The sequence below is a fragment of the Candidatus Clostridium helianthi genome (genome assembly GCF_045310795.1).
Classification (GTDB): domain Bacteria; phylum Bacillota; class Clostridia; order Clostridiales; family Clostridiaceae; genus Clostridium; species Clostridium helianthi.
The window spans coordinates 33490-56928 of the sequence record NZ_JBJIAB010000007.1 but is presented as its reverse complement, the minus strand read 5'-3'; the positions used below and the strand labels follow the sequence as shown (position 1 = coordinate 56928).

The 23439-nt window shown below is 30.1% G+C and carries 25 protein-coding genes; 2 read left to right on the top strand and 23 right to left on the bottom strand.

Annotated elements, in window-relative coordinates:
- Positions 1 to 7: 7 nt before the first annotated feature.
- The 17 genes from atpG to ACJDTP_RS07615 form a co-directional block, all read right to left on the bottom strand.
- A complete protein-coding gene (gene atpG / locus ACJDTP_RS07695; RefSeq protein ID WP_017209883.1) occupies positions 8 to 859 on the bottom strand; it encodes an ATP synthase F1 subunit gamma in 852 nt (283 codons plus the stop codon).
- A gap of 41 nt (positions 860 to 900) precedes the next feature.
- A complete protein-coding gene (gene atpA / locus ACJDTP_RS07690; RefSeq protein WP_017209884.1) occupies positions 901 to 2415 on the bottom strand; it encodes a F0F1 ATP synthase subunit alpha in 1515 nt (504 codons plus the stop codon).
- 10 nt (positions 2416 to 2425) lie between these two features.
- Positions 2426 to 2965, bottom strand: coding sequence for a F0F1 ATP synthase subunit delta (locus ACJDTP_RS07685; RefSeq protein WP_078115795.1), 540 nt, complete (start codon positions 2963 to 2965; stop codon positions 2426 to 2428).
- A 2-nt stretch (positions 2966 to 2967) separates the two neighbouring features.
- Entirely contained in the window at positions 2968 to 3447 is a 480-nt protein-coding gene (locus ACJDTP_RS07680; RefSeq protein ID WP_017209886.1) for a F0F1 ATP synthase subunit B, read from the bottom strand.
- 52 nt (positions 3448 to 3499) lie between these two features.
- Positions 3500 to 3715 (bottom strand): ATP synthase F0 subunit C, encoded by a 216-nt coding sequence (gene atpE / locus ACJDTP_RS07675; protein ID WP_017209887.1) that lies wholly within the window; start codon positions 3713 to 3715, stop codon positions 3500 to 3502.
- 54 nt (positions 3716 to 3769) lie between these two features.
- Positions 3770 to 4450 (bottom strand): F0F1 ATP synthase subunit A, encoded by a 681-nt coding sequence (locus tag ACJDTP_RS07670; protein WP_173715078.1) that lies wholly within the window; start codon positions 4448 to 4450, stop codon positions 3770 to 3772.
- 1 nt (position 4451) lies between these two features.
- Positions 4452 to 4817 (bottom strand): hypothetical protein, encoded by a 366-nt coding sequence (locus tag ACJDTP_RS07665; protein WP_406760870.1) that lies wholly within the window; start codon positions 4815 to 4817, stop codon positions 4452 to 4454.
- 718 nt (positions 4818 to 5535) lie between these two features.
- Positions 5536 to 6717 carry an acetyl-CoA C-acetyltransferase gene (locus ACJDTP_RS07660; RefSeq protein WP_406760869.1) on the bottom strand — a complete coding sequence of 394 codons (1182 nt, stop codon included), beginning with the start codon at positions 6715 to 6717 and terminating at the stop codon, positions 5536 to 5538.
- 121 nt (positions 6718 to 6838) lie between these two features.
- Entirely contained in the window at positions 6839 to 8029 is a 1191-nt protein-coding gene (gene wecB, locus ACJDTP_RS07655; protein ID WP_406760868.1) for a non-hydrolyzing UDP-N-acetylglucosamine 2-epimerase, read from the bottom strand.
- 237 nt (positions 8030 to 8266) lie between these two features.
- The gene (locus ACJDTP_RS07650; RefSeq protein ID WP_011967758.1) at positions 8267 to 8761 is read right to left on the bottom strand and encodes a deaminase; all 495 of its coding nucleotides are present in this window, start codon (positions 8759 to 8761) and stop codon (positions 8267 to 8269) included.
- A gap of 81 nt (positions 8762 to 8842) precedes the next feature.
- Positions 8843 to 9472 (bottom strand): uracil phosphoribosyltransferase, encoded by a 630-nt coding sequence (gene upp / locus ACJDTP_RS07645; protein WP_011967757.1) that lies wholly within the window; start codon positions 9470 to 9472, stop codon positions 8843 to 8845.
- 149 nt (positions 9473 to 9621) lie between these two features.
- Positions 9622 to 10071 carry a ribose 5-phosphate isomerase B gene (rpiB, locus tag ACJDTP_RS07640; RefSeq protein ID WP_023974847.1) on the bottom strand — a complete coding sequence of 150 codons (450 nt, stop codon included), beginning with the start codon at positions 10069 to 10071 and terminating at the stop codon, positions 9622 to 9624.
- Between the two features lie 50 nt (positions 10072 to 10121).
- Entirely contained in the window at positions 10122 to 11171 is a 1050-nt protein-coding gene (locus ACJDTP_RS07635) for an L-threonylcarbamoyladenylate synthase (RefSeq protein WP_077304038.1), read from the bottom strand.
- Positions 11172 to 11226: 55 nt separating this feature from the next.
- Positions 11227 to 11814: a hypothetical protein gene (locus ACJDTP_RS07630; RefSeq protein WP_011967754.1), complete on the bottom strand. Its 588-nt coding sequence runs from the start codon at positions 11812 to 11814 to the stop codon at positions 11227 to 11229.
- A gap of 65 nt (positions 11815 to 11879) precedes the next feature.
- Complete coding sequence (prfA, locus tag ACJDTP_RS07625) at positions 11880 to 12962, bottom strand: peptide chain release factor 1 (RefSeq protein ID WP_011967753.1); 1083 nt, start codon at positions 12960 to 12962, stop codon at positions 11880 to 11882.
- 135 nt (positions 12963 to 13097) lie between these two features.
- Entirely contained in the window at positions 13098 to 14858 is a 1761-nt protein-coding gene (gene prmC, locus ACJDTP_RS07620) for a peptide chain release factor N(5)-glutamine methyltransferase (protein ID WP_406760867.1), read from the bottom strand.
- 25 nt (positions 14859 to 14883) lie between these two features.
- On the bottom strand, positions 14884 to 15468 hold the full coding sequence (locus tag ACJDTP_RS07615; RefSeq protein WP_017209894.1) for a thymidine kinase: 585 nt from the start codon (positions 15466 to 15468) through the stop codon (positions 14884 to 14886).
- Positions 15469 to 15657: 189 nt separating this feature from the next.
- Between ACJDTP_RS07615 and rpmE the strand changes: the two genes are divergently transcribed.
- Both rpmE and ACJDTP_RS07605 read left to right on the top strand, forming a co-directional pair.
- On the top strand, positions 15658 to 15867 hold the full coding sequence (gene rpmE, locus ACJDTP_RS07610) for a 50S ribosomal protein L31 (protein WP_017209895.1): 210 nt from the start codon (positions 15658 to 15660) through the stop codon (positions 15865 to 15867).
- 213 nt (positions 15868 to 16080) lie between these two features.
- On the top strand, positions 16081 to 17187 hold the full coding sequence (locus ACJDTP_RS07605) for an MGDG synthase family glycosyltransferase (RefSeq protein WP_065415927.1): 1107 nt from the start codon (positions 16081 to 16083) through the stop codon (positions 17185 to 17187).
- A gap of 41 nt (positions 17188 to 17228) precedes the next feature.
- Here the strand turns inward: ACJDTP_RS07605 and rho are convergent, their stop codons facing one another.
- The 6 genes from rho to ispE form a co-directional block, all read right to left on the bottom strand.
- Complete coding sequence (gene rho / locus ACJDTP_RS07600; protein WP_406760866.1) at positions 17229 to 18671, bottom strand: transcription termination factor Rho; 1443 nt, start codon at positions 18669 to 18671, stop codon at positions 17229 to 17231.
- Positions 18672 to 18981: 310 nt separating this feature from the next.
- Entirely contained in the window at positions 18982 to 20592 is a 1611-nt protein-coding gene (locus tag ACJDTP_RS07595; RefSeq protein ID WP_406760865.1) for a CTP synthase, read from the bottom strand.
- Between the two features lie 165 nt (positions 20593 to 20757).
- On the bottom strand, positions 20758 to 21066 hold the full coding sequence (locus ACJDTP_RS07590; protein WP_023974841.1) for a hypothetical protein: 309 nt from the start codon (positions 21064 to 21066) through the stop codon (positions 20758 to 20760).
- A gap of 105 nt (positions 21067 to 21171) precedes the next feature.
- Positions 21172 to 21588, bottom strand: a complete 417-nt coding sequence (locus ACJDTP_RS07585) for a YwiB family protein (RefSeq protein WP_011967745.1) — start codon at positions 21586 to 21588, stop codon at positions 21172 to 21174.
- 131 nt (positions 21589 to 21719) lie between these two features.
- Complete coding sequence (spoIIR, locus tag ACJDTP_RS07580) at positions 21720 to 22457, bottom strand: stage II sporulation protein R (protein WP_065415923.1); 738 nt, start codon at positions 22455 to 22457, stop codon at positions 21720 to 21722.
- A gap of 63 nt (positions 22458 to 22520) precedes the next feature.
- Entirely contained in the window at positions 22521 to 23363 is an 843-nt protein-coding gene (ispE, locus tag ACJDTP_RS07575) for a 4-(cytidine 5'-diphospho)-2-C-methyl-D-erythritol kinase (protein ID WP_406760864.1), read from the bottom strand.
- Positions 23364 to 23439: the final 76 nt, after the last annotated feature.

Below are 23439 nucleotides of genomic sequence, written 5' to 3'. Positions count from 1 at the left end.
CTCCTTACTAATTTTGAGCTGCTGCTCCTCCAACAATTTCAGATATTTCTTGCGTAATCGCACCTTGCCTAATTCTATTAAATTTAAGCTTTAATTTGTCTAATAGATCATCTGCATTCTTTGTTGCTCCGTCCATAGCTGTCATTCTTGTACTTTGTTCACTACATTTTGAACTTAATAAAATGCTTCTGATTTTTCCTTTTAGATAAATATTAAGAGCATCTTCTAATACTATATCTAAATCCGGCTCAATAAGAAATGATCCTGTTGTGCCTTCAGATTTACTTATAGGCAAAATCTTAACTGACTTTGTTTCTTGTTTAACTGATGATATAAAGTCAGAGTATACAATATTCACCTCTGATACATCACCATTTAAATACATTTCAAGAGCTTTATCAAATATTTCTTTTGCTTCGCTTACTGTTGGCACATCTTCGATTCCAACATATTCTCCTACTGGTTCTATCTTAATTCTCTTTAAATAACCAAGACCTTTGCTTCCAACTAAAACAATCTTTGCAGTATCCTTTTTATCTTTAATTTCACTTACTAATTGAGATACTACACTACTGTTAAACCCACCGCATAATCCTGAATCTGATGTTATTACTACATATAGCTTATTTTGACTATCATTTCCTTCAAAATAAACATTGCTTCCTTCTTCACCAGCTGTAGTTGCAAGATTTCTTACGACAGGTTCAGTTATATCAATAAACTTATTGTTTACTGCTAACTCATTTTTAGTTTTTCTTAACTTAGAAGTGGCAACAAGTCCCATTGCATTAGTGATTTTTCTTGTATTTTCAACTGATTTAATTCTCTTTTTAATTTCAAGAAGTCCAGCTGCGCCCATTATCTCCACCTCCTAAGAAGGGCATAGCTTAAGAATTTAAGCTATGCTTCTTGTAAAAATATCTTTTTAAACTCAACTATTGCTTCCTCTAACATAGATTTTATTTCATCAGTTAAAGTTTTTCCTGTAATAATTGATTTTTCAATTTCTCTATGATGAGTATCAACATACTCTAAGAATTCTTTTTCGAATCTCTTTATATCGCTAACTTTAATGTCTGATAAGAAATCATTAACAGCTGCATATAATATTATGATTTGCTTTCCAACTTCAAGTGGACTATATTGATCTTGTTTTAATACTTCAACTAATCTCTTACCTTTTTCAAGTCTTCTACTAGAATCGGCATCTAAGTCAGATCCAAATTGTGAAAAGGCTTCTAGCTCTCTATATTGTGCTAGTTCCAATCTTAAAGTACCACTTACCTGTTTCATAGCTTTAATTTGTGCACTACCACCAACTCTCGATACTGATATACCTGCATTTACTGCTGGTCTTTGTCCTGCATTAAATAAATCAGATTCTAAGAATATTTGACCATCAGTGATTGATATAACATTAGTTGGTATGTACGCAGTAACATCTCCAGCTTGAGTTTCTATAATTGGAAGTGCTGTAATTGATCCACCACCTAATTCTTTAGATAGCTTCGCAGCTCTTTCAAGTAATCTTGAATGTATATAGAAAACATCTCCTGGGTAAGCTTCTCTTCCTGGTGGTCTCTTAAGTAATAATGACATTGCTCTATATGCAGTTGCATGTTTTGAAAGATCATCATATATTATTAATACATCTTTACCTTGATGCATAAAATATTCTCCTATAGTACATCCAGAATATGGAGCCATGTATTGAAGTGGAGCTGATTCTGAAGCTGTAGCACTTACAACTATACTATAATCCATAGCACCCATTTCAGTTAATGTATTAAATATATGAGCAACTGTAGATTGCTTTTGACCGATAGCAACATATATACATATAACATCTTTACCCTTTTGGTTTAATATTGTATCTATAGCTATAGCTGTTTTACCTGTTTGTCTGTCTCCAATGATAAGTTCTCTTTGTCCTCTACCTATTGGAATCATTGAATCTATAGCTTTAATTCCAGTTTGTAATGGCTCATTAACAGAACTTCTATCAATTATACCTGCTGCTGGAATTTCGATTGGTCTAGTTTGGCTTGTGCTTATAGGACCCTTACCATCGATTGGTTCTCCTAATGCATTAACAACTCTTCCAACCATTGCTTCGCCTACAGGAACTTCAACAACTCTTCCTGTTCCTTTAACTGTATCGCCTTCTTTTATTCCTTTTTCTTCTCCTAAAAGAACACAACCAACATTATCCTGTTCAAGATTTAAAACCATCCCATATACATTGTTAGGAAATTCTAATAATTCCCCTTGCATACAATTATCTAATCCATAAACTCTTGAAACACCATCTCCAATTTGGATTATAGTACCAGAATCTACTGTTTTAATATCTTTTTCGTATTTCTCTATTTCCTTCTTTATAATAGAAGTTATTTCTTCTGGTTTAATATTCATGGATTCACCTCTATTCTTTCTTAAGCATTAATTCTTTCATTTCTTCTACCTTTGATTTTATAGTTCCATCAATAATATCATTTCCAACTTTAACATAAACTCCGCCTAGAAGACTTTTGTCTATTTTAGTATTAAATATAATATTTTTTTCGTACTTTTTTTCAAAGATAGCTTTTAATTGTTCTAATTCTTCATCTAAAAGTGGTACAACTGTTTTAACTATACCTCTTATAGTATTTCTTCTTTCTAGATCAATATTTTCCATTTGACCTAGTATCTCTCTTAACTGAAGAATTCTATCCTTTTCAATCAATATCATCATGAAAGAAAGTAATTCTCCATCAATTTTTCCTTTAAACAAATCAGTAAATAACTGTTTCTTTTTTGCTGTGTTTATTTTAGGATGATTAATTACTTCATAAAACTCTTTATTTTCATCAAATATATCACATATATCTGTTAAGTCTCGTAAATATTCATCCACTTTATTATTCTTTTCAGCAATTTCATACAGAGCTAGCGCATATCTTTTCTCTAAATACTCCTGCATACTTACATACCTACCTTAGCAATAAAATCGCCAATAAGTTTTCTATGTGTTGCTTCATCTACTTGCTGCTCTAATGCTTTAACTGAAAGTTCTACCGCTAAATCTACTGCTTGTTTTTTAATTTCATATTCTGCTTTTTCTTTTTCTCTTTCAATTTCTAAGTTAGCTCTTTCTTTTATTGAATTTGCTTCAACTTTTGCATTTTGAACAATTTCCTCATAAAGTTTATCACCTTTTGCTCTTTGAGCTTCAGTGATTTTCTTACCTTCTTCTTTAGCTGATTGTAAAATTTGTTCATTTTTTACTAAATACATTCTAGCTTTTTCAGCATCTTCATCTGCTTTACTTATCGTTTGATTAACGAGATTTTGTCTTTCTTCAATTATTCCTTTGATTTTATCCCAAAAGAAATGTTTTAAAATCAAGATTATCAGACCAAAATTAATCCAATTGAATATAACTGTTGATACATTTACTTCCATTTTTACTTATATCCTCCCTTCGGAGTCAATGTAATTAACTCATACAAATTTATTATCTGTTCATTAACATAAATGCCATTACTAATCCATATATTGCTGTAGTTTCGCAAAGTGCTGCACCTAATATGAAAAATGTCATTACTCTTCCTGATGCTTCTGGTTGTCTTCCTACTGCTTCAACTGCCTTACCAGCTGCAATTCCAATACCTACTCCTGCTCCAATACCTGATAATACAGCTATACCAGCTGCTAGAACTCCTAAACTCATTATGATTCCTCCTAAGATATTAATTAATTTTAATTTTTTAAATAATTTTTAAACTTATTCTTCTGCTATTTGTTTGATATTAATCATAGTTAGCATTGTAAATACTATCATTTGAATTAATCCATCAAATAAATCGAAATATGCGTGTAATATTACTGGTATACCAAACTGTGCAAAAATTGATATTGAACTCAATCCACGATACACCAATTCTAATAATATTACTGCTGCAACCATGTTACCAAAAAGTCTTAGTGCCAAAGACATTGGCAAAATAATTCTTTCTATTATGTTTAATGGCAGCATAGGGATAAATGGATGTAATAATCCCTTTCCAAACCCAAGTATTCCATTCTTTCTAATAGCATTTAAATTCACTACTAAAAATGTGGTTATTGCGAAGGATGCTGTTATACTCAAATCACTTGTAGGTGGCTTAAATCCTAATAATCCAAATAGATTTAGTATTAGCAAATAGATCATTAATGTTCCTATATAAGGCAGAAATGATTCATATTCTTCACCCATAGTACCAACCATAAAGTCCCTTATTGTTTGATATACTTTTTCCAAAGCCGCTTGGGTCTTGCCAGGTTTTAACTTCAAGTTTTTTGTTAATAGAAAAGAACCTATCCCTAAAATTGCGATAACAATCCATTCAATTATTATCCCTGCAGTAATATCTACTGTAACGCCAAAAATTTCAGGTGAAAATATAGGTATCACGGGCTCCACTCTAAACACTTCCTTTCCTATTTTCTTTAATACGAAAAACTATAAGCAGTACATAATGTGAAACAAAGCCTATCATATAATATATTACGTATTTCATATTTCCTAGAAGCGGAAATACTGTAGCAATTATGAATGCCATCCTAATAAAATACGTAGGAATTATAATCCACGCTCTATTTTTATCCAAAAACTTTCCAACAATATAACCACTAGCTAGAAAATTTATTAAAGAAACACATATGCCTATCATATAGATTCCTGCATTTATAAAGGTGGAAATTAAGACTATTACTAAAGATATCAATAATCCGCTCCCCAAATCATATTTTACCGTTTGTAGAAGCAGTTTATTCACTTCTTTATTCATACATAACCCCCTTAACCTCAATATCAGTAATTATATCTTTATATTTATCTTTAATAAAACACTATTTGAAAGTAAAATCAGCTTATTTTTACTTTATAATGAATTTATACTGCATATACTCTTAAATGCTCAGCTAATATTGGTTATTTCTTCATTTTTCTCATTTAATGATTTTTTAAAACTTGTTCAATTCACTTTTCTGAATATTCTGTAACATTTATCTACAAAATATTATTTTTGTTAACATTTTCATTACAAATTTTGTCATCAATTTTCAAAAATTTGGTGAAATTCATACTATTTTTAAGTTTTATAAAGCTATACTTACTATTATGCATTTCATATTATTGAATATAGAAATTAATCCTTATTCAATATTTATTTTTTTTCAATCTACAATTACCAAATTTATATGTATTATTTTTTAGCAAATCCTCGCATTAACTATGTTATGAAGTATATAAAACACCTTAATGAAATATATGATTAAAAATTCTTTCATTTTTTCCACTGATTTATATATAGTAATTATTTTGATAATATTTTCACCCTTGTATCAGATAATGAATATACATAATAATTTTATTTTCCACTGGCTTTATCTAATTTAATACATGCATTTCTATTTTCTTCTTTTCATTTTATTTTATACTCTTATTTAATAAAAAAAGGTTACTATGAGAATTATCATAGTAACCTTTTTAAATCTTAATTTATATTAAAATCTTTCAACGATAAGAGCTGTTCCCATTCCGCCACCTATACAAAGTGTAGCTAATCCTTTTTTAGCATCTCTCTTTTCCATTTCATGAAGAAGAGTTACTAATATTCTTGCACCTGATGCTCCAACTGGATGACCTAAAGCAATTGCTCCACCATTTACATTGACTTTTGACATATCGAATTTTAAATCTTTAGCAACTGCTAAGCTTTGAGCAGCAAAAGCTTCATTAGCTTCGATTAAATCTAAGTCTTCTACTGTTAAGTTAGCTTTTTCTAAAGCTTTCTTAGTTGCATGGAATGGTCCATATCCCATGATAGCTGGATCTAATCCTTTTGAACCGTAAGAAAGTATTTTAGCCATTGGTTTAAGTCCTAATTCTTCTGCCTTTTCTGCACTCATAACAACAAAAGCTGCTGCTCCATCATTAATACCTGATGCATTACCTGCTGTAACAGTACCATCTTTAATAAATGCTGGCTTTAATTTAGCTAAAGTTTCTGCTGTTGTTCCGAATCTTGGGAATTCATCTGTATCAAATACTTTTGGTTCTCCCTTTCTTTGAGGAATAACAACTGGAACTATTTCATCTTTAAATCTTCCTGACTTGATTGCTGCTTCAGCTTTTTGTTGAGATGAAGCTGAGAAAGCATCTTGTTCTTCTCTAGTTAATCCCCATTGTTTAGCAATATTTTCAGCTGTAACTCCCATATGATAGTTGTTAAAAGCATCCCATAATGCGTCTTTTATCATTGTATCAACTAATTTACCATCGCCCATTCTTTGTCCCCATCTTGCTTTGTCCAATGCATATGGAGCAGCTGACATATTTTCCATACCTCCAGCAACAACAACATCAGCATCTCCTGCTTTAATCATTTGAGCTGCTAAACTAACTGCTCTAAGACCTGATCCACAAACCTTATTAATAGTCATAGCTGAAACTTCTTGTGGTAATCCAGCTTTTATTGTTGACTGTCTTGCAGTATTTTGACCAAGACCAGCTTGAATTACATTACCCATAATAACTTCTTCAATTAATTCAGGTTTTACTCCAGCTCTATTTACGGCTTCTTTAATTACTAAAGCTCCTAAATCTACTGCTGAGACATCCTTTAATGCTCCACCAAAACTACCTAACGCTGTTCTTACTGCACTTACAATAACTACATCTCTCATGTTTGACCTCCTAAAATTTTATAGATTATTTTATTAACTTTCGTTAAATTATTAACATAACTAAATTATACCTTTTATTATTTCTTTTATCAAGCATAAATTGTTAAAATTTAAACAAACTTTATCTTTTAAATTCTTCTACTTCTCTTGTTGTCAAACCAAAATATTTTAATATAGCATCTGCTATTCTTCTTGATGCAATTCCATCTCCATAAGGATTTATAGATTTACTCATTTTACAATAAGCATCAGGGTTTCTAAGTAATTCGTTTGCCTCTGATACTATTTGATCTATATTAGTTCCAACCAACTTAACGGTGCCTGCCTCTACAGCTTCTGGTCTTTCAGTAACGTCTCTCAACACAAGTACAGGCTTTGCTAAATGTGGTGCTTCCTCTTGCAATCCCCCTGAATCTGTCATAACCATAAACGATTTATTCATCAAATTATGAGTTTCCTTAGTATCTAATGGTGACAGCAAGTGAATTCTTTCTTTTCCTCCAAGTCTCTCATAAACTACATCTTTAACTACAGGATTCAAATGAACTAAGTACACTAATTCTACGTCTTCATTCTGTTCAACTATTTTGTTTAGTGCTATACATATATTTTGGATTCCTTCTCCCCAGTTTTCTCTTCTATGAGCAGTGATCATTATTACTTTCTTACTAAAATCAATATTATTTAGCTCTTCGTTTTCAAAGACGTAATCATCTTCAACTGTATGTTTCATAGCATCGATTACAGTATTTCCTGTAACATATATATCACTCGCATTTATTCCTTCCCTTAGTAAGTTTTCCTTCGAACCTTTAGTTGGTGCAAAATGTAGATCAGCTAGACTTCCTGTAAGCTTTCTATTCATTTCCTCTGGAAAAGGAAAATACTTATTAAAAGTCCTTAGACCAGCTTCAACATGCCCAACTTTAATTTGCTGATAGAATGCAGCTAAAGAACCTGCAAATGTAGTTGTAGTATCTCCATGAACTAATATCATATCTGGCTTTTCTTCTTTAAAAACTTCCTCTAACCCCTCTAAAACTCTACTCGTAATTCCTGTTAAAGTCTGTTTTGTCTTCATTATATTTAAATCAAAATCAGGTTTTATGTCAAATAACTCTAAAACTTGATCTAACATTTCTCTGTGCTGAGCTGTCACGCAAACTTTCGATTCAATCTCTTCTCTTCTTTCTAATTCCTTTACTAAAGGTGCCATTTTTATAGCCTCAGGTCTAGTTCCAAAAATCGTAATAATTTTCTTTGTACTCAAATTATTTCCTCCTATATTTAAGCAATTATAGATTTTTCTCATTCTATTTCTAAGTACTGTCTTTATGTATATTTAAAATCAAGTTAAGCTTAATTCAGGCGTAGTTCAGCCTCCATCTGAATATTAATTGAAACTTATCCAGCGCAGTGCAGCCGTTATCTCCTCATTAAAGGAAAAAGCGTATTACGCATACTAGCTATCTGGTAAAGTTTATACTTTAAAAATAAATCCAACTCGCAATGCTTGTTGGATTTATTCAAATATGCAAATTCTAAAAAATTAATATCCTGCGTCTTTTACTATTCTTAGAGAGTCATCGTCTTCTATCCATGAATCTACACTTATTTCTCTATACTCCTGCTTTGAATCCCTTATAATAACATTAGAAATTCCAGCATTAATTATCAATCTCTTACACATGGAGCAAGAGTTTGCATCCCTTACATATTCTCTTGTTTTTGCATCTCGTCCTACCAAATATAATGTAGCTCCAATCATATCTCTTCTAGAAGCGCTTATTATTGCATTAGCTTCACTATGTACACTCCTGCACAACTCATAATGAGTACCTCTTGGAACTTTCAACTTTTCTCTTATGCAACTATTCAAGTCCATGCAATTTTTTCTACCTCTAGGTGCTCCTGTGTATCCAGTAGAAATTATTTCATCATTTTTAACAATTATAGAACCATAGTTTCTCCTTAGACAAGTTCCTCTCTCTAAAACTGTTTCAGCAATATCCAAGTAATAATTTTTCTTATCTCGTCTCTCCATTTTCTATATTCCCCCCAGTAAAATTATCTTGGGTCATTCAGAAACTTATGTAGATAGCTTTTAATTCTAATAAATTACTAATTACTTAGTACCAAATAATCTATCTCCAGCATCACCAAGACCTGGAACAATATATCCATGTTCATTTAATTTTTCATCAATTGATGCTAAGTATATATCAACATCATCATGTGCTTTTTTAATAGCTTCTATACCTTCTGGTGCTCCAACCAAGCACATTAATTTTAAATTTTTTGCCCCTCTATTTTTTAACATAGTTAAAGCATCTATTGCAGATCCACCTGTAGCAAGCATTGGATCAACTACTATAATATCTCTTTCTGCAATATCCTGTGGCATTTTACAAAAATATTCAACTGGTTGAAGTGTTTTCTCATCTCTATATAATCCAATATGTCCAACCTTAGCTGCCGGTATTAAATTAAGTACTCCATCAACCATTCCAAGACCAGCTCTTAAAATAGGAACTACAGCCATTTTCTTTCCTGAAAGCATTTTACATTTAGTAACTGCTACTGGTGTTTTCACTTCTACTTCTTCCGTATTTAAATCTCGTGTGACTTCATACGCCATTAACATTGAGATTTCTTCTACTAATTTTCTAAAATCCTTTGAACCTGTTTTTTCATCTCTTAAGATTGCCAACTTATGTAATATTAGTGGATGATTTATTTCTATAACTTTGCTCATTATTATTCCTCCAAGTTTGCTTTTAGTATTTATAGCCCTTTATATTTATATACCCCATTTAGCTTTCTAATAATATAAATTAATATTGTTGTAGCATAGCTGCTTTTTTCTAATCTAAATGATCTTGGTTGCAACATAGCTGCTTTTTTCTAATGTGTATACTTTTTTTCAATATCTGAAATCTTATCTATTCTTTTTTGGTGCCTATCTCCTTCAAATTTAGCTGATATAAATGTTTTTACTATATCTAAAGCAAGACCTGCTCCAACAACTCTTTGGCCCATAGTTAATATATTAGCATTATTGTGTTCTCTTGTTGCATGGGCACTAAATGTATCTGAACATAGTGCTGCTCTAATTCCTGGTACCTTATTGGCCGCAATACCAATTCCTATTCCTGTACCACATATTAATATACCAAACTCATATTCCTTTGCAGCAACCGCTTCTGCTACTGGTAATGCAATATCCGGATAATCGCAAGAACCTGTTGAATATGTACCAAAATCCTTAATCTCATGCTTTTCACTTTCTAAAAACTTTATGATTTCATTTTTAAGTTCAAATCCACCATGATCGCATCCAATTGCAATTTTCATAATTAAATCATCTCCTAATTTATTTTGTGATTTTTCAACATGCATAATTATTATACATTTATGATATCAAATCCAGCAGCTTTATTTAATCTATTCATAATAGCTACCCCTACACCTTTTTCTTCATATCCTTCTGCAAAAACTAAATCCGCTCCTAGGTCATCACACTTTCTCAATGCTTCAAATAAACTTCTAGCAACTGTTGATAAATCACTTAGACTACCCAATACTATACTAGTTCCTTCTGTATATTCATCAACATTTTCTTCAACAGTGAGGATACATACTTTTTTACCTTTTTCTATATTATAGTGTACCATTTCACGGATTTTTTCAATAGTTTTTTTTCTTTCCCCAGAAATTATTGTAACTTTAGCATTTGGTGCATAATGCTTATACTTCATTCCAGGAGCCTTTGGCTTTAAGTTTTCGCTTGGTTTTTCCATTATAGCTTTATCTATTTCAATTCTTGGGTCAACTTCTCTAAGCATCTCTAATGTAATACCACCTGGTCGTAAAACTATAGGTGGTACTACTGTGCAATCCACTATAGTAGATTCAACACCTATGTCACTCTGTTCTCCTCCAAGAATATGATCAACCTTCCCATCAAGATCCTCTATGCATCTCTGAAAATCTGTTGGACTCGGTCTCCCACTTATATTAGCAGAAGGTGCTGCTATAGTTGTCTGAGATAATTCAATTAGTTTTCTAGCTACTTCATTATCAGGCATTCTTATTCCGATAGAGTTTAAATTAGCACTTGTTACATTAGGTATTATATCTTTCTTACTCAAAATTATTGTGAGTGGTCCTGGCCAAAATCTATTTATAAGTTCATCAGCTACTTTTGGTATTTCTTTTGCATATAGATCAAGTTTCTTCGACGAAACATGAATTATGAGTGGATTATCTTGCGGTCTTCCTTTGGCCTTAAATATTTTTTCTACCGCTTCTTCATTAAGTGCATCTGCACCCAATCCATAAACTGTCTCCGTAGGAAAAACTACAGTACCGCCATTTTTTATACATTCAGCAGCTTCTCTTATTTTCTCTTCATCCTCACTAACATTTTTGATCATACTAATTTTAGTTTTCAAACATATTACCTTCTTCCCCTAATTCTAAACTTATTGTTTATAAAAAAATTCCTGATTAAACTATAAGCTGGCCTCTTGATATTTTTATATTTTGTATACTTTCATCAGTGTAAATAGCTTTAACGCAATTCCTATATATTGAATCTAATAATAAATACTTCTTTAGTCCACCTCTTTTTATTACTTGAAAATAATACTCTTTCTGAGAATTTAATTGTTTTATAGAATTATAATCTTCAATAATTTGTGGATATCTTCTTAAAAACCCATCATCAACAGGTCTCAATCCCTTATTTTTAAAAACAACATTTGTTATTAAAACTATTTCTAAATCATAGTCAGATTTATTTGTATGTACCAGTACAACTTTATCACATATAATTAAATATTCTTTAATGGAAATACCGACCTTGAAAATCAACCTATTATTTAAGCACCTATATTCAACAATATAGGCATTCATCTTAATTATAATAGCTATAACTATTAAAAATTCTATAAAAATCACATAACTAATATAAAAAATAGTAGTTAATCCGGTTATTATTAGAACTGTTGGAAGAAAAAACGCAATAATAACCATGGTAATTAAGAAAATTTTTAAATGTAATCGCTCTTTTTTTACAGCCTTATATATATCCATAATCAATCTCCAATGTACTTTTAAAGCCCTACATATATAAAATGCAAGGCTTTGCTTTATAGTTATTACATTTGTGTGTTTCCCATTAATTTCATCTTTTCAGCTTGGTCAGCTGTAATAAGTGCATTTATCATTTCATCAATATCTCCACCCAAAAATGTATCTAACTTATATAAAGTTAGTCCTATTCTGTGGTCTGTAATTCTTCCTTGAGGATAATTATATGTTCTAATTCTTTCACTTCTATCCCCAGTTCCAACTTGACTCTTTCTGTCTTCTGCTATTCCTTGTGCTCTTTCTCTTTCTGCCTGTTCATATAATCTTGATTTTAAAACTTTCATAGCTTTTTCTTTATTTTTTAATTGTGACTTTTCATCTTGACATGAAACTACAAGCCCTGTAGGCAAGTGAGTAATTCTTACAGCCGAGTCTGTAGTATTAACGCACTGTCCTCCATTTCCTGAAGCTCTAAATACGTCTATTCTAACATCTTTATCTGCAACTTCTATTTCAACATCATCAACTTCTGGTAGCACTGCTACTGTAGCTGTTGACGTATGAATCCTTCCACTTGATTCAGTATCTGGTACTCTTTGAACTCTATGAACTCCACTTTCATATTTTAATTTAGAATAAGCTCCATTACCTTTTATCATAAAAACAACTTCTTTAAAACCACCAAGATCTGTTTCATTCAAACTCATGATTTCTACGCCCCATCGTTGAGTTTCAGCATATCTTGTATACATTCTAAATAAATTGTATGCAAATAGTGCAGCTTCTTCGCCACCTGCACCCCCTCTGATTTCAACAAATACGTTCTTATCATCATTAGGATCTTTTGGTAATAATAAAATTTGTATTTCTGTTTCTAGTTGTTCTTCTCTATTTGTGAGATCAGTTATTTCTTCATTTAACATTTCTCTCATCTCTTTATCGCTTTCACCGCTTAACATTTCTTTGTTAGCTTTTAAATCTTCAACTACTTTCTTATATTCCCTATAGCTATTAACTATAACTTCTAAGTCAGCATGTTCCTTACATAGTTTTCTCCATTCATTCTGATTCTGCATAATTGATGGATCACTAATTTTCACTGATAATTCATCATATTTGTTTTCTATAAATTCTAATTTATCTAATAACATTTGATCACTCCGTACTTCTTTTTTCACATTTCTACATTATATCATATTTTAATCACTTAACCAACTAACCTCATTTATAAATTGTGCATCTTATATTTTGTTAACTCGTTCTTATATCTCAAAGATATGTTTCAATTAAATTTTAATTCCAACTACCACCCTATCAAGGCTAGCAAAATCTTTAACAATTTTCACATTAGTAAAACCGTTATTTTCCATTAATAGTTTTACCGCTTCTCCTTGATTATATCCTATTTCAAATGCTAATATCCCATTTCCTCTCAATGCATATTGGCTTTGGTCAATTATTTTTCTATAAAAATCTAATCCGTCATTTCCACCACTTAATGCAGTGTGCGGTTCATAATTTTTTACATCCTCCATTAATTTCTCAATTTCACATTCCTCAATATACGGAGGATTTGATACTATAATATCATACATTTTATTATTTTTTATCGACTCTTCTAACAAATCACTTTTTATAAAGAAAACTCTATCTTCTAACTTATTTTTCTCTATATTAATTAGTGATACTTTTTCGGGAATAGGATAATAGTCTATTAAATCAACTTTTATATTTTGCCTAAAATGTGCTAATGATATACCAATCGCACCAGATCCAGAACACAAGTCGCATATTTGCATTTCTTGATTTTCTTCTATAATTTTAAGAACTTCATCTACAAGTATCTCTGTATCCCCTCTTGGTATTAAAACACCTTCTTCAACATAAAATTCGATACCCATAAATTCACATTTATTTAGAATATATTTTACTGGCATTTTATTTCTACGTTTTTCAATTAAATCAAAATACTTTTCAGCATCTTCCTTACTCACTTCATCTTCTTTATGTGTAATTAAATAAACCCTATCTTTCTCAATAATATTTCCTAACAATAGCTCCGCATCTAACCTAGCAGTATCTATGCCATTTTCTTTTAATGTCGATGTACCAGTTTTTATCAACTCTTCAATATTTTTATTTGGATCTTTTATTCCTTCTGCTGCTTTCAACGATGCGATAGCCACTTCAATTTGGGAATCATCTGGTTCTTTAGTTGTTAACAGTTGCAATTTAAGACCAGGATACGCTATTATTTGAGCTAATATGCTGTCATTTTTACCAAGCCATTTTATTATCTCATAGCTAATCCCTGTAACTACTGGTATAAGAATAATTCTAAGAGCTAATCTTTCAATAATTCCACCCCACCCAGTAAAAGAAAATACTATAATACTAACAAACATTACCAAAAACAAAAAGTTAGTACCGCATCTTGGATGTAATCTTGATTGTTTTCTAACATTCTCTACAGTTAATTCTTCCATAGCTTCATAACAGAATATAGTCTTATGTTCAGCTCCGTGGTATTGAAATACTCTATATATATCGTTAAGTTTGCTTATAAAAAACATATAAAGCAAGAGAATCACTATTCTTATAAGAGCTTCGATCAGGTTCAGCATTACATTCGAAATACCTGCACCTTTGAAAACTGATGCTATGCCTGTTGGCAATGCAACGAAAAGTCCTATAGCGAAAAGAAAAGAAATAAACATAGTTATTGCCATTAATACACTATTAGCTTTTTCTCCCAGTTTGTCATCTAACCATTTTTCAAATTTAGAAGGTTCTTCATTATCTTCTTCTAAAAATGATGCCGAGTAGTTTAATGATTCCATTCCGACCTTCATTGATTCTACTAGTACAAAAAAACCTCTAAGAAAAGGTATATTTAAAATCGGATATTTTTTTGTTACTGGTCTATTATCTTTAAAATCTATTTCTATATTCCCTTTAGGAGTTCTAACAGCCGTCGCAAGATTTTTGCTTCCTCTCATCATAACACCTTCTATGACAGCTTGCCCTCCAACATCACGTCTTTCCATTTATCAAAATCACTTACTCTCCTAATTAATTTTCTTTGTATTTGTAGTAGCACTCTCCACACAATGATTCATATTCAACATTATCTTCATCATCAATTGCGATTTGTTCTCCTTCAAATACAAATTTATTATTTATTTTTCTTCCATTAAATATAGCTTTCCTACCGCATGCACAGATTGTTTTCATTTCTTCAATGCTATGAGCCAATAATAACAATCTTGTACTACCTTCAAATCCATTTCTTTTAAAATCAGTTCTTAGACCATAACATATTATAGGTATATTAATTTTTACTGCAATTTCAAACAACTGATCTATTTGTGATTCTCTTAAAAATTGAACTTCGTCTACTAGTATACAGTCTATCTTATTATTTTCTTTTATATAATTACTGATTATTTGAAAGATATCATCCTGATCTGAAACTAATAAATCTACCCGCCTATTTACTCCTAACCTAGATACAAGTGTGTCTCCACCTTTGTTATCAATTCTAGGTTTAATAATTACCACCTTCATACCACGTTCTTCATAATTATAAGCAACTTGCATTAAATGAGTTGATTTTCCAGAATTCATGGCCCCATATCTAAAATATAATTTACTCATCTGTAAAATACTCTCCTTATTTAAGGTATCATAATCGATTATATCATTTAATAGTGATCATAAAAAGACATTTTTATATTATTTACATACACGGATTTATTATTGACGCTAAAATTCTACTATGATATAATATGGTGGTTGTTATTGAATAATTAACATAGTTTATATAATTGAAAGAGGTGAAAAATAATGAGAGAAGGCATACATCCAGAATACCACCACAATACAGTGGTTAAGTGTGCATGTGGAAACACTTTCACTACTGGTTCTGTTAAAGAAGAACTAAAAGTTGAAATATGCTCTAAATGCCACCCATTCTTCACTGGTAAACAAAAAATTGTTGACGTTGGTGGAAGAGTTGATAAATTCAACAAGAGATTCAACCTTGGCAGCAAGTAATAACTTTATGAGGAAAGACGATGTCTTTCCTTTTTTATTCAATTTTCTAATATATTAGAAATATATATTTTACTGCAATTGTTTGCAAACTTATACATACTTAAAATTTAAATAACTAAATTTTAATATATTAGCATATATAATTTAATATTTAAATTATATACTATACATGGTAAACTATGTAATATAATAATGTTGAAATGAGTGACTTTCATGAAAAAAGTTTTAATCTTAACAACATCTACAGGACAGGGACACAATCAAGCTGCTGCTTCGGTAGAGGAATCATTTAATAATTCTGGTTATGAGATTACAAAGCTTGATTTTTTAGCCAAGAATAGCAAGCTTCTTAACGATATAATTGTAATTGGATATGAGTTTTCGGCATCGAAGTTTCCAAAAACTTATGGTTTCTTTTACAAGCTAACTGATACCAATTTAACTAATAAACTATTAAAACTCATCTTCTTTATGGCAAGAAAGAAGGTTTCGAAACTTATAAACAAAATACAACCCGATGTTATCATAGCTACCCATTCAATTAATATTAGCGTAATTTCAGATCTAAAAAAGAATGGATTAGATATACCTTTTATTTTAGTAGTTACAGATTTTAAAGCTCATTATCTATATGTGGATTCTTACGTTGATGCTTATATAACCGGAAGTAACTATACAAAAAAATCTCTAGTAGATAGAGGTATTAATCCTAATAAAATTTATCCAATAGGCATACCTATAAGTAGTAAATTTTATACTGAAGTTACATCAGCAAACGATTTAAAAGATGATGAATATTTTAATTTATTGCTTATGGGAGGAAGTCTTGGGTTAACTACTATTTTTACAGTTCTTAAAGAATTGTTAAAAAATCCGCACAAGTTAAGAATCACAGTAGTTTGTGGCAAAAATGATAACTTAAAAAATAGATTAATTAGTTATTGTAAGGAAAATAAATTTGAAAATAAAAAGCTTCATATATTAGGCTTCACAAAAGATATCTCTTATTTAATGGATTATTGTGATATCCTAATATCAAAACCTGGTGGATTAACTGTTACAGAATCTATAGTAAAGAACATTCCATTAATAATTCCATTTGCCATCCCAGGTCAAGAAAACGAAAATATAGATTTTCTGACTAGCGAAGGTTATTCAATATATGTAAAAGACTTAAGCAAGCTAAATGATAAAATAAATTATTTAATAAATAACCCTAATGAGCTATCCAAAATTAAACTAAAGCTCAAAGAGTTATCATCAACTTATTCTTTAACTAAAATAGTCGATATAGCAGATGATTTAATTTCCAAAAAATAAAAGATGGCCACTAGAATAAAATGGTCATCTTTTTTTGTTATCTATTGAACCTTTTTCTGGAATACATCTATAAATTCTTTATTGTTGCCAGTTTTAGATAACATATTAATTAAATTTTCTGTAATATCATCTGAATTTCCATCTCTATACATCTTTTTCCTTATGGAGAATGCTACTTCTAATTCTTCTTTAGATAAAATTAAATCTTCTTTTCTTGTTCCAGACTTATATATATCTATAGCTGGGAAAATTCTTCTCTCTTGTAGACGTCTATCTAAATGAACCTCCATATTACCTGTTCCTTTAAATTCTTCAAATATCATATCATCCATTCTCGACCCTGTTTCAATTAGTGCAGTAGCTAGTATTGTTAAACTTCCGCCCTCTTCAATTTTTCTTGCTGCTCCAAAAAACTTTTTAGGCATTATAAGCGCACCTGGATCAAGACCACCTGATAATGTTCTACCTGTAGGAGTTATTGTCAAATTGTATGCTCTTGATAGTCTAGTTATACTATCCATAAGAATAACAACATCTTTTCCTTGCTCAACCATTCTCTTAGCCCTTTCTAATACCATTTGGGCTACCTTTGCATGGTTTTGAGGTTCCTCATCAAAAGTTGAATAAACTACATCTCCATTAATAGATCTCTTCATATCTGTAACTTCTTCTGGTCTTTCATCTATAAGTAAAACAATAAGCTTTACATCAGGATAATTTTTAGATATATTTTGAGCAATCTTTTTTAATAGCGTAGTTTTCCCTGCCTTTGGTGGAGCGACTATAATTCCTCTTTGTCCTTTTCCTATTGGGCATATTATATCCATCAGTCTCGATGATAAATCATTACTATCAGAGGTTTCTAATTTTAATCTTTCTTTTGGATATATTGGTGTTAATGTTTCAAAGGATTTTCTTCCTATAGCTTTTTCCGGATGCTCTCCATTAACTTTTTGAACAAATAATAAAGCTTTAAACTTCTCAGTTTCCTTTGCTTCTCTTACCTTACCTTCAACTTCATCTCCTGTTCTTAAATTGAATCTTCTAATCTGAGATGGAGACACATAAACATCTTCGCTACTAGTTAAATAGTTTTTACATCTTAGGAAACCAAAACTATTATTTTCAAGTATTTCTAAAATTCCATTTGCAACGTTGGATTCATTTATCATTTCTTTTAAATTTTCTTTCTTTTCTACATTCCCAATTTCATTTGTTTTAGATTTTACTTCTGAATCATTACTTTCTTTATTCGACTCAGTATTATTACTTCTAGGCATAACACTTTTAGTCTCTTCTACATTCTTAGGTGCTATATTTTCTCTTAATATAACACCATTCTTTTCTATAAAGTTACTAGGAACTTTCAATATTTCTTCTATTAACTCATTCTTTTTATATTTAGATATATTTTTCACACCTAAATCTTTAGCAATATCTTTTAACTTTGTTAAAGTCATGCTTTCATATTCTTTTTTTGTCAAGTTCGCACCTCCAATTTATAGATATGAATCTATAAAATCAATTCTTTTATAATTTTAGTTATATTTTATATCGGAAATTTTAACAGTAAGATAGTTAGAAATGATATATATTTGAGAATATTTTAGAATAATACTTGTAAAAACACATTTTCTATTAGTTTGGATATTTATTTCAAATTTAATGCAATATATTAAATTTTATTTTATATATTTCACGATCAATAATTTAAACTACTAAAGTTATTAAAATAAGTTTAATATATAATAAATTATAATACTTATTATATATTAAACTCAATAATAAAACAAATTACTTTGATTTATTTTCTTCTAATGCTGCTTTAATAAATCCTACAAACAACTTATGTGGCTTATTAGGTCTTGATTTTAACTCTGGGTGGAATTGTACTGCAACATACCATGGATGATCTTCAACTTCAACAATCTCAACTAATCTTTCATCAGGACTTGTTCCTGCAATTTTCATTCCAGCTTCAGTTATTTGTTTTCTGAATTCATTATTAAATTCATATCTATGTCTATGTCTTTCATTGATAATTTCATTTTTATATACATCATAAGAGTTAGTATTTTCAGCTAATTTACAAGGATATAATCCTAATCTCATTGTGCCACCAAGATTTTCTATATCCTTTTGATCTGGCATAAGATCTATTACTGGATAATTTGTACCTGGGTTTATTTCCGAACTATTTGCATCTTCATACCCTAATACACTTCTTGCATATTCAATTACGGCACATTGCATTCCCAAGCAAATTCCTAGGAAAGGTTTCTTATTTTCTCTCGCCCATTTTATAGCTGCTATTTTACCTTCTATTCCTCTATCGCCAAATCCACCTGGCACTAATATTCCATCAACATCTTTAAGTAATTCTTGAGCATTACTGTTTTCAATATTTTCAGCATTAATCCACTTAATTTCAACATTAGTATTATTAGCATATCCACCATGACTTAATGCTTCAACTACTGATATGTATGCATCGTGTAACTCAACGTATTTACCAACTAATGCTATCTTCACGTTGTTTTTAAGGTTCTTAATCTTTTTCACCATTTGAATCCATTCGGAATTATCAATATCTTTACATCCTAAATGTAATTTTTCACATACAAGATTATCTAAGCCTTCTGAATGTAGCATTAATGGAACTTCATATAAGTTTTCCGCATCAAGATTTTGAATTACTGATCTTCCGTCTATATTACAGAACAATCCAATTTTAGCCTTAATATCATCTGATAATTCTTTCTCAGTTCTGCATACTATTATATCTGGTTGAATACCTATCATTCTTAATTCTTTTACTGAATGTTGAGTAGGCTTTGTCTTTAATTCTCCTGCTTTTCCTAAGTATGGCACTAAAGTAACATGTATGTAACAAACATTTTCAGCTCCAACTTCACTTTTTATTTGTCTGATAGATTCTAAAAATGGTTGTGATTCTATATCTCCAACAGTCCCACCAATTTCAGTTATTACCACATCAACATCTCTATCTTTTGCTACTTGGTATACTTTATCTTTTATAGCATTAGTTATATGGGGAATTACCTGAACTGTACCTCCAAGGTATTCTCCTCTTCTTTCTTTTTCTATAACTGAACTATATATCTTACCAGTTGTAACATTTGAATTTTGAGTTAAACTTTCATCTATAAATCTTTCATAATGGCCTAAATCTAAATCTGTCTCAGCTCCATCATCTGTAACAAAAACCTCTCCATGCTGATAAGGGCTCATTGTTCCTGGATCCACATTAAGATATGGATCAAATTTTTGAATAGAAATTTTTACCCCTCTATTCTTCAATAATCTCCCAAGAGACGCTGCTGTTATTCCTTTTCCTAGTGCTGATACAACTCCGCCTGTAACAAAAACGTATTTAGTACTCATTTTTATCCTCCCTATGTTAAAATGTTCTTCTAAATTAATATTGACTTTTTCAAAAAGTCATGCTATAATGAAAATCACCCCATAAAATATAATATGGGGTATTTGTGTTGCTTAATAACATAGGTATTATAATATCACATATCCGCTCCAATATCTAGTCTTTTTTTATAATAAATTGGTCATGCTATTCTTTCCTATATTATCTTCTAATTCAAAGTACTTCTCTCTAAAAAGTCTATTTATTAATAACTTTTCTTCTGCTAGTTTCAAATTATTACTTATACTCTTAGAAGTTTTTAGATTAAAAACTTCCTTAACTCTCTCAGTATCTAAACAGTGATTATATTTTAATAATAATAATAATATATATTTATTATCTCTATTTTTTAGCAATTCTATAAAATTTTCTTCATCAATTCCATAATATTTGCATATGTTATTCAATATCTCTATATATTTCAATCCATTTTGCATATATATTCCTCCCTTTGAAATTATATCCCATTTTTTTCTAATTTAATCAACTTATTCCTAAATCTCTTTATACAAAGGGAGTATTTTAATAAATATAGAACCTACTTAATTTAATTTCACACCGATAGTTAAGTTTGTCTTCAATGCAGGCTGTCCACCTATTTCTAGTATGTACATTGCGGTTATTGTTCCGCCCTCTTTGCTAATATCAATATTAAGTTTTTTAGTATCTATTTGAAGATCCATAACACCGTACGGCGTTTTATATAAAGATATTGTTCTATGATTATTTCTAAATTCCATTTTAGTTTCTGTAGTGCCTTCTCTTATTAAATCAAAAGAATCATTTCTTATTATTATAGTAGTCTTTGTCCCTTCCATCCCTGAAAGCTTTGTTTCCTCATACTCTACCTTAAATCCATCTTCTATTTCATGGAAATCTCCTGGAGTTACTACACCTACAAGATCCTCTTCATTATCCAATACATAACTATCTACCGTTATAATAGCTTTTTTCTTCATATTCTCCTCCACTTATAATATATTATATTTGAAAATTATTTTTAACTTTCAGAAATAAGCTTTAGCTTTATTAAATTCATTTGACAACTATATAAATTTCGTGAATAAAACTTCCAAATATCCCATCAATATTATTTAAATATATCTCGAAATATCTCCACTATTTTAAACTTTATCTTTATATTATTTCCATCTGCCTGCTTATCCCCTACATTTTCAGTTGAATCGTCTTTAGATTCTAATTCAAAACTTTTTCCATTTGACTTTATTTTATTCTCTGTTTTATCATATTCCACTTGTGCCTTTGATTCGTCTACAAAACATAGTGGAGGAAACATTACACACCACCAGTTTCTGCCTTGTCCACTTCCTATAATTATTCTAAAGGCCTCATAATTTCCTTGAGGTAAAGTGATATTACCATAAGACTTATCCGGAAAATTTTCCCTAGACAATTCAACTTTTACATCATAATCATAATTATTATCCTTAATTACTTGTTGTGCAAGTGTTTTAACATCTTCCATCTTATCTTTTATAATTTTTCTTGATTCATCTAATGACTGTGAAGAATTTAAATAAGGATATAGATAATCTATAACTCTATTCTTAACTTTTAACTTCAATTGTTGATCATCATCATTATCACTATTAGCAATTACATGAAATCTTATTAATGAATCTTTAACCTCGTCGTAATTGAGAACCCTCATATTATTCTCATTTTTATTACTTTCTGTTGCAATTAAACTATTTACCAAACTTGTACTATTACCTCTAACAATGCTTGTACATCCAGAAAATATATTTATACTTAATGTTATTAAAACTACCAATACTATTTTTTTTAATTTCAAATATTTTATCATAAACAAACCCCCTTGTAGCTAAAATTATTACCACTTGGAGGTTTTTTATACATTCAATTTGAATTAAATTGTTCTTGTTATGAATACGTCTTTATATTTTTTTTTCATTTCATCATAACATAACTGCGCTTTTAGCATATCATCAAAAAAAGCAAAAACAGTTGGTCCACTACCACTCATCATTGTACCTATAGAGCCAATAGATTTCATTTCTTCCTTAATGTTAGTAATAACTCTATGCTTCCTTAAAGTAACATTCTCTAATAAATTTTTCATATTATTTGCTACAAAATAAACATCATCATTATTCATATTTTCTATTAAGCTCTCTATTTTAGGATGAAATACAACTTTTGATAAATCAAAACATTTATAAACTTCTTTTGTTGATACACCAAAAGGTGGCTTTACTAAAACTATTATTTTATCTTTAAATGATTTCAATTGGGTAATTTTTTCTCCTATACCTTCGCACAGTGCTGTTCCACCTTTTATGCAATATGGTACATCAGCTCCTAGTTTTAGCCCTATAGATTTCAATTCTTCATCACTTGCATTTACATTAAACATCTTATTCATAAGTTTTAAAACTCCTGCTGCATCGGTACTTCCGCCTGCCAATCCAGCTGAAACAGGTATATTCTTAGTTAACTTTATATCTACTCCCTGACTAATAGAATAAGTTTCCTTAAATATTTTCGCTGCTTTATAAGCTAAATTTCTTTCATCTGTAGGAACATAGTGCTTATTACAATTTAACCTTATCTCAGATTCAGTTTTCTCTATTTCTATTATGTCATATAAATCTATAGTTTGCATTATCATTTTTAATATATGATATCCGTCTTCTCTTTTCCCAACAATATCTAAGGCAATATTTATTTTGGCATAAGCCTTAATCTTCATTATCTTATTCCTTTCTTAACATTTTGACAATATTTTATCATAGGTAAAAAATCTTGTCTAATTAATAAATTAAAAA